General features: G+C 44.2%; 7 protein-coding genes. 6 read left to right on the plus strand and 1 reads right to left on the minus strand.

Features of this window, described 5'->3' with window-relative positions:
* The 5 genes from L696_RS28875 to brnQ form a co-directional block, all read left to right on the plus strand.
* Positions 1 to 403 (plus strand): adenine deaminase C-terminal domain-containing protein (locus L696_RS28875; protein ID WP_280740287.1); only part of this gene is annotated, 403 nt, incomplete at its 5' end.
* A gap of 155 nt (positions 404 to 558) precedes the next feature.
* Positions 559 to 1,140, plus strand: coding sequence for a Crp/Fnr family transcriptional regulator (locus tag L696_RS0121080; RefSeq protein ID WP_025685402.1), 582 nt, complete (start codon positions 559 to 561; stop codon positions 1,138 to 1,140).
* An 81-nt stretch (positions 1,141 to 1,221) separates the two neighbouring features.
* Positions 1,222 to 1,563: a darcynin family protein gene (locus L696_RS0121085; RefSeq protein ID WP_025685403.1), complete on the plus strand. Its 342-nt coding sequence runs from the start codon at positions 1,222 to 1,224 to the stop codon at positions 1,561 to 1,563.
* Between the two features lie 208 nt (positions 1,564 to 1,771).
* Positions 1,772 to 2,068 (plus strand): hypothetical protein, encoded by a 297-nt coding sequence (locus L696_RS0121090; protein ID WP_025685404.1) that lies wholly within the window; start codon positions 1,772 to 1,774, stop codon positions 2,066 to 2,068.
* Positions 2,069 to 2,869: 801 nt separating this feature from the next.
* Positions 2,870 to 4,228, plus strand: coding sequence for a branched-chain amino acid transport system II carrier protein (gene brnQ, locus L696_RS0121095; protein WP_025685405.1), 1,359 nt, complete (start codon positions 2,870 to 2,872; stop codon positions 4,226 to 4,228).
* Positions 4,229 to 4,243: 15 nt separating this feature from the next.
* Here the strand turns inward: brnQ and L696_RS0121100 are convergent, their stop codons facing one another.
* Positions 4,244 to 5,164 (minus strand): AraC family transcriptional regulator, encoded by a 921-nt coding sequence (locus tag L696_RS0121100; RefSeq protein ID WP_025685406.1) that lies wholly within the window; start codon positions 5,162 to 5,164, stop codon positions 4,244 to 4,246.
* 182 nt (positions 5,165 to 5,346) lie between these two features.
* On the opposite strand from L696_RS0121100, the gene yicI reads away from it, so the two are divergent.
* Positions 5,347 to 6,880 (plus strand): alpha-xylosidase (yicI, locus tag L696_RS0121105; RefSeq protein ID WP_025685407.1); only part of this gene is annotated, 1,534 nt, incomplete at its 3' end.

Below are 6,880 nucleotides of genomic sequence, written 5' to 3' on the forward strand. Positions count from 1 at the left end.
CACCGAGCCTGCCGCCATTGCCATGACTGTGGCGCATGACAGCCACAATCTGCTCGTCATTGGCAACGATGACGAGTTGATGACCCAGGCGGCGAAGCAGGCCGTAGCTATGCGCGGCGGCGTGGTGGTCGTGTCCGCCTCGGGCGAAACACGCTTCCCGCTGCCTATCGCCGGGCTGATGTCTCCTGCGCCGTTTGCAGAGGTGGCTGCGCAGTCCGAGAGCATCAGCCGGGCACTTCAGCAATCCGGCTGTGTGCTGAACAACGCACTGATGACACTGTCGCTGCTGGCGTTGGTGGTCATCCCCGAAATCCGCCTGTCGGATCAGGGACTTGTCGTGATCGGAGCAGACGGTATCCGCAAGGTATCGCTGTTCGTGGAAGAGGATACATCGGAAGCCTGACAGAATCCTTAGCCCATATGGGCGTAGCTACGATATGTGTTTTTGAAAGGGGGTGTCCCATAAGGTCTGTAAAGACTGGAGGGATAGCCCCTGTTTTCTGCATTAAATATCAAAAAGGTTTCCTTCTATACAGGGATTCGGGGAGCAATGAGCATATGCATCAATATTATCGTTCATTAGAGAAGATGGCTTATCAAGCTTCGATTGTAGAGCAGGATTGGAAGAGATTTGTAGAACGAACCCGTGTGAAGCATGTGCAGCAGGGAACGTATCTAATTGAAACGGGTGTACCCGTAAATCATGCCTATTTTTGCTCAGAGGGATTATTCCGTTTATTTTACACTTTGGCAGATGGCAGGGAGTATAATGTTGGCTTTTCGCCAGAAGATGATTATGTAACCTCTTACGGGGCTATGGTCCAAGGGCAGCCGTCGACCTTTACCATTGAGGCTATGGAGGATTCGGTAGTCGTTGAAATCCCCTATGACGTACTGAAGGAGCTTATGGATACAAGCCATATGTGGGAAAGATTCGTGCGCAAGAGTGTAGAGAGACTATATATTCGAAAAGAGGAACGGGAACGCGAACTCTTGTATCTTTCCGCCAAGGAACGTTACCAAGCCTTTCTTCTCAAATATCCCGGATTGGACAAACGAATTGCCCAATATCATATCGCTTCGTACATCGGTGTATCTCCCGTTTCGCTTAGCCGATTGATCCGCAGCGATCCGCATTAACATAGGTTAATGCAGCTTGGGGGACAAGCAGAGTACAATCATGTTAGTCCATTCGAGCTTCATAAAAAAGGAGATAGGCATATGCGATATATGATGGTTGTGTTGTTGGAATTTTATCCTTCCTGGCTGGCTTTGCCTCGGGAAGAGCGTCGAAAACATGCGGCATCCTTGCAGGAGAGCATTCAAAAATATAGCGAGCATGTTCAAGTTCGTTTTTTTGATGCAGAGGCGCTTCCCGGCAAGGATTACACTGATTTTGTTGTATGCGAAACGGAGGATATGAAACAGTATCACTATATGTGGGAAGAAATTCGCGACTCGGAGCCGTACACCAAGGGATATATGAAGATTAAAAATGTGGTCATGGGGATGGAAAATGCCTTTCAGTCATACGAGTCAGAAATACTACAGATGAAAAAATAACCGTCACTCCGCTTCTATGTAAAATGAAGAGTTCAGCTTATATACGGTTAAAAAAGGCGAATTCCCATGCTGTTTATGTTCAGCTGGGAATTCGCCTTTTATCCCGTTAGTATAACGATTTCCAGTTCGAGTCGCGTATGTCTTTAAATGTGATGATTTTAAAAGAAATCTAGAAATAGCGACACACTATATTAATAAGGAGAGACTTATGAAATTTGTGAAGATATTGACTGTAGGAGCGATCATAGTATTAGCGATTTCGGGGTGCAGTGGTAAAGCTGAAACTCCAAGTTTAAATCAGCAACTGCCTCATAATGAAGCAACCATAGAAGCACCTAAAGCAACTGACACCAAGATGGATACTATAGATTATTCACAGTATTTTAATAACCAAGACAGTAAGCGTGGAGAGCAAATCATTAAGCTCAACCCACGACCATTGAGAGTTAACTCACTTTCCTTATCCAAAAGATTTTATACTAATCCCCTCTATAGTTTGGCATAAAGATGGGAAAAGCTTTGATTTTGTGAGTAAAGGTAACGATTCTCCACAACCAATATTATATACTTACTCGGCAACACAAAATTCTATTTTAAACAAGGGTTTTTTATCTGAAATTGATGAAAAGAAACTATCTAAATTAACACCGAAATTTTGATCGTGCATAAAGGACGGCATTATTAAAACTAACATTGGTGTTTGGAGTAATTAAAAATTATTACGAGACCTATCGGGTATGTGTAACTACATCTACATCTTGTAAGAAATAAGTCCTAAGTGTAAAATTCCCTTATAGTTCATTAAGCTCACTAAGTAGGGGGAGAAACATAGGGTAGCATCATAATTGCATAAGCAAGGGTATGAAGTGATTCATTCTGCAAGTACAAAGTTACTTGAAATAGTGATCGTATATAGAGTATTGTGTAACGATGAGTTAAGACGAAACCCACTCATCCTAAAGGCACAGGTTATCACTAGGCTCAATAGACATTGCTAACATCCAGATAGAAGCAGGATGCGTATCGAGGATACGGACAGTCTTTATAGTTGCCATGTTTTGTTGATTAAAAACTTACCTACACCGGTCAGAAGGGGGGGAGGGATGGCTGTCACTGATTGATGCTGGTCATTTCGATCGAAGTGAGCATTTTTTTGTGAATAGCACGAGTTTACATACTCTAGGCAAACAGATACGGTTCTTTGGATGCAACAATTGGCTACGTCCCTATTAACATATATTATACAAAATTAAAAGAAAACGAATAAAAACAAAAACGTTGTGAGTTCGTGGTTGGAGGATTTATTATGTCAAAAAGTGTTTCTTCGTCCTTTATTATCATTATAGGATCGATGCTATTTGCCTTATTTTTTGGTGCAGGGAATCTAATCTTTCCACCTATGCTTGGGCAAATGGCTGGAAAGAATGTATGGATAGCCAATGCGGGTTTTTTGGTTACCGGAGTTGGCTTACCATTACTAGCCGTCACAGCCTTTGTTTTTTCGGGCAAAAGCAATTTGCAAACTTTAGCGAGTCGTGTACATCCTGTATTTGGCATTGTCTTTACAACCATCCTTTATCTAGCCATCGGGCCTTTATATGCAATTCCTAGAACCGGTAGTGTGTCATTTGAAATTGGAGTAAAACCTTTTTTTTCAAACAATGCAGATCATCCTGTCGCACTTTTTGTATTTACTATCCTTTTTTTTGCAGTTGCATGTTTGTTATCACTTAATCCTACAAAAATTATTGATGTAATTGGAAAGTTTTTAACACCCATTAAATTGACATTCATTGGATTACTTGTGATTGTAGCTATTATTCACCCAATAGGAAAATTCCAAGAACCTGCGGAGGGTTATACATCGAATGTCTTTTTCAAAGGCTTTCAAGAGGGTTATTTAACATTGGACGCTCTTGTAGCCTTTATTTTTGGAATTATCATTGTGAATGCAATTAAGGATAGAGGAGTTACTACAAAAAAAGAGTTGATGATCATTTGTGCCAAAGCGATAGCGATTGCGGTTATACTCTTAGCTTTTATCTATACGTCTCTTTCATACATGGGAGCTTCTAGCGTTGAAAAATTGGGCGTTCTAGGAAATGGCGCTGAGGTGTTAGCTAAGGTTTCCTCCTATTATTTTGGATCTTACGGTTCTATTCTATTAGGCTTAATGATTACAGTAGCGTGTTTAACGACAAGTGTGGGGCTTATCACTGCCTGCTCTTCCTTTTTCCATGGATTATTTCCAAAAATCTCTTATAAAAGAGTTGCTCTCATGTTATCTATATTTAGTACCCTTGTAGCCAACATAGGTTTAACACAGCTCATTAAGGTTTCAACGCCAGTATTAATGGCGATATATCCCATTGCTATTTCTCTAATATTTTTAACGTTTTTACATCCCGTATTTAAAGGAAAGTCAGAAGTATATCAAGGTAGCTTGATATTAACCTTTATCATTAGTTTATTTGATGGCTTGAATGCTGCAGGAATAAAAATTAAAGTAATTAATGATTTTTTTACTCATCTACTTCCATTATATAATGTAGGGTTAGGGTGGTTAATTCCCTCTGTTTTAGGAGGCTTAGGTGGCTACATATTTACTATATTAAGAGGAAGAAAAATAATATTAGTACTTATGAAGCCCAAAAAAAATAAATGATTTGTCCAATGCATTTTAGTCTGTTATATAAGGGACAGCAAGCGCCTGATCTGCTTCGTGCTGCTTACGGTACTGCGAAGGAGTCAGGCCGTTCCACTTTTTAAAGGTTGCGATAAAATAGCTCAGATTATCAAAGCCAACCTCCAGCGCAATATCGACCACCTTGCGGTCACTTTGCTCCAGCAGTCGGCAAGCCTTCTGAACCCGGTGGTAATTGATGTATTCGACCGGGCTTTTTTGCACCATCTGCTTGAAGAAACGGCAAAAATGGCCCTCGCTCATACGGATCTCATCGGCGATATCCCGCAAACGAATAGGCTCATGAGCATGATTGTTGATATACGCCAACACTTGTTTGATCCGTTCAACCTTGCTGCGTTGACCTGCCATAATCACGTCCTCTCCATTAGCCGGGGTCATATGTGGATACATGCTGGCGATGATGCTATAGAGCTGTGCCTTGGTCGTCAGTTCACGGGCAGGTGCATTCTGTTCATGGCTGGTGATGATGCGACGCAGCGCGGACAGCACCTCCTGTTCCCAGGGCAGGACTCCGCGAATGTGAGGGGGAGCGACCAGCTTTTTGCTGATAAAAGGGTCGATAAACTGCTCCTGCACCGTATCCTGCGTCCGGCTGTGCAGCAGATCTGGATGAAACACCACGGCAGAGAATACGCAGTTAGGGTCTCGTTTCAAATACCCGGCGTGAAGTTCCCCGCTATTTACAAAAAGGGCTTCACCTTCGCTGACCTCAGTGTAGGCCATATCCGTCTGAAATACCGCGCTGCCCCGCTCCACAACAATAAACTCCATTTCCTCATGCCAATGGCACTCCAGTACACAATCTCCAATCAACTGTTCCACGCCCGGATACACGCTGACCGGATACATGGGATTGCCATGAATACGATTTTCCCGCAGCATTTCCCGATTCATTTCCTGCACTCCCTTCCAGATGCCTGTTTAGTATAGAAAATATCAAAATATTGATACAATACGTCAAAATAAAAGAAGTAAACCCTTACATAAATCAATATTATTATAGTAAGGATTTCGAAAAAATCCAACAAGCAATTTGGGTTCAACAATATATAGATCGAAACGGAGGAAATAAACAGATGAAATTTACAGATGGCTATTGGATGGTCCGCAAGGGCTATGAAATACAAAGCCCTGCGGAAATCCGTGATATGGTGACGGACGATGCTTCCATAACGGTATATGCGGCAACTCACCGGATCGAGCATAAAGGAGACACCCTGAACGGGGCGTTACTGAAAGCGACCTATAGCTCGCCGATGCTGAATGTCATTCGGGTACGCTTCAACCACCACAAGGGACGGGTACATCATGGACCGGATTTTGAAATTCATACCTTGCCGACAAAGGTTGACATTACGGTAGATGAGGACGCAGCGGTGCTCCAAAGCGGCGATCTGAGTGTGCGGGTCGGCCGTGGAAAGAGCTGGGACGTAGGCTTTTATGTGGAGGATCGTAAAATCACGGGTAGCGGGCATCGTGGGCCTGGATACATTACAGACCCGCAGGATCAGCCTTTTTTCCGGGAGCAGCTGGAGCTGGGAATCGGGGAGTACATTTACGGCCTCGGGGAGCGCTTCACTCCGTTTGTGAAAAATGGGCAGGTGGTCGATATCTGGAATGAGGACGGCGGCACCAGCAGTGAGCAGGCGTACAAAAACATTCCCTTTTACCTGTCTAATAAAGGCTATGGTGTGTTCGTCAATCATCCGGAAAAGGTATCGTATGAAATTGCATCGGAAAATGTTTCAAAGGTGCAGTTTAGCGTCTCTGGCGAATCGTTAGAGTATTTTATTATTGGTGGAGCCAACCCTAAAGAAGTGCTGGACAATTACACCAAGCTGACGGGCAAGCCCGCATTACCTCCTGCCTGGACCTTTGGTTTGTGGCTGACCACCTCGTTCACGACCGACTATGATGAAGCGACGGTGAATCATTTTGTGGACGGGATGGCTGAGCGTGATTTGCCGCTCTCGGTATTTCATTTCGACTGCTTCTGGATGAAGGAATACCAATGGTGCGATTTCCAGTGGGACCAAGATATGTTCCCGGACCCGGAAGGCATGCTACAGCGTTTGAAAGCAAAGGGACTCAAAATTTGCGCATGGATTAACCCGTATATTGCGGAAAAATCCATTTTGTTCGATGAAGGCATGGAGAATGGTTATCTGGTCAAAACCGCCGATGGCGGCGTGTGGCAATGGGATATGTGGCAGGCGGGGATGGGGCTGGTTGACTTCACGAATCCGGCTGCAGTCGCCTGGTACCAGGATAAGCTGAAGGTGCTGGTGGATCAGGGCGTGGATTGCTTTAAAACGGATTTCGGCGAGCGGATTCCTACGAATGTGGTATATTATGACGGCTCTGATCCGGTGAAAATGCACAATTATTACACGCATTTGTACAACAAGGCTGTATTTGACGTGCTGGAGGAAAAGCTGGGTAAAAATGAAGCGGCCTTGTTCGCACGTTCCGCCACAGCCGGGGGACAGCAGTTCCCGGTTCACTGGGGCGGCGACTGCTCGTCGACATATGAGTCGATGGCGGAATCGCTGCGGGGCGGCTTGTCTCTCGGTTTGAGCGGCTTTGGCTTCTGGAGCCATGACATTAGCG

Origin of the sequence: Paenibacillus maysiensis, from assembly GCF_000520815.1 — a bacterium.
GTDB classification, from domain to species: domain Bacteria; phylum Bacillota; class Bacilli; order Paenibacillales; family Paenibacillaceae; genus Paenibacillus; species Paenibacillus maysiensis.